The following is an 835-nucleotide window of genomic DNA, read 5'->3' as shown; positions in this document are numbered from 1 at the left end:
CATGGCGAGCCATCACGACACGTGTTCGATAGCCCGTTTCCTGCGGATAGAGCGCGGCGAGTTCATCACATTGTCGCGCTGTCAGTAAGTTGGGTAACACCGCATTGCCGTTCGTGTCGAGCGTGCTTACGACGTTGTTCCAATCGAAAGAAGCCACTACCGAATGACTTCTCGTTTTTGCTCGGCCGTTCATTGCTCGGCCTCTTCGGCGAGCAAAGCCCGTTTGCGTTCGACGCCCCAGCGATAGCCGGAAATCGAACCGTCACTGCGGACAACACGGTGGCAGGGAATGGCGATGGCAAGCACGTTTGCGGCACACGCGCCGGCGACTGCCCGAACTGCTTCCGGTACGCCAAGATGTTCCGCGACTTCGCGGTAGCTGCGCGTCTGACCAGCCGGGATTCCGCACAACATCTGCCAGACCTTCTGTTGGAACGGACTGCCTCCGATGTCGAGATCAATGATTCCGTCGGCCGCATCCTTGTCGACAAAGGAGACCACTTGGCTCAATTCGCGATGCAGTTCCGATTGAGATTCAATCATCTCAATTCCCGGAAACGCATCTGTAACCTGTTTTTGCAATGCGTGCTCGTCGTCGCCCAAAAAAATGGCGCAGACACCGTGCCGGCTTCGCCCGATGAGAACACGACCAAGCACGGTCTTCCCGATGGCATATTGAATGGGACCCTCCACCTGGCTTCCGGGGGCGCGGAAGTTGTATTTGAACGTGGGGAAAGATGAAGTAGTCATGGCTTATCACTCAATATGTTTGAAAGTGAAGCCAGTTTAGAAAAGCTTCCATTCGGCGAAACTCCGCTCCTTGCGGTTGAATTCC

At 55.4% G+C, this 835-nt stretch carries 1 protein-coding gene; it reads right to left on the bottom strand.

What is annotated here, in order from left to right:
* Positions 1–189: 189 nt before the first annotated feature.
* On the bottom strand, positions 190–750 hold the full coding sequence (locus RMZ43_RS35940; RefSeq protein ID WP_428851019.1) for a methylated-DNA--[protein]-cysteine S-methyltransferase: 561 nt from the start codon (positions 748–750) through the stop codon (positions 190–192).
* Positions 751–835 lie beyond the last annotated feature (85 nt).

The sequence above is a fragment of the Nostoc sp. CmiVER01 genome (genome assembly GCF_034531135.2).
Lineage (GTDB): Bacteria > Cyanobacteriota > Cyanobacteriia > Cyanobacteriales > Nostocaceae > Nostoc.
Note: the sequence above shows the minus strand (reverse complement) of the source record. Positions and strands in the feature narration are given on the sequence as shown.

Excerpts from the sequence above, each read along its gene's own strand:
- RMZ43_RS35940 (WP_428851019.1), bottom strand. The coding sequence starts at position 750 with ATGACTACTTCATCTTTCCCCACGTTCAAATACAACTTCCGCGCCCCC.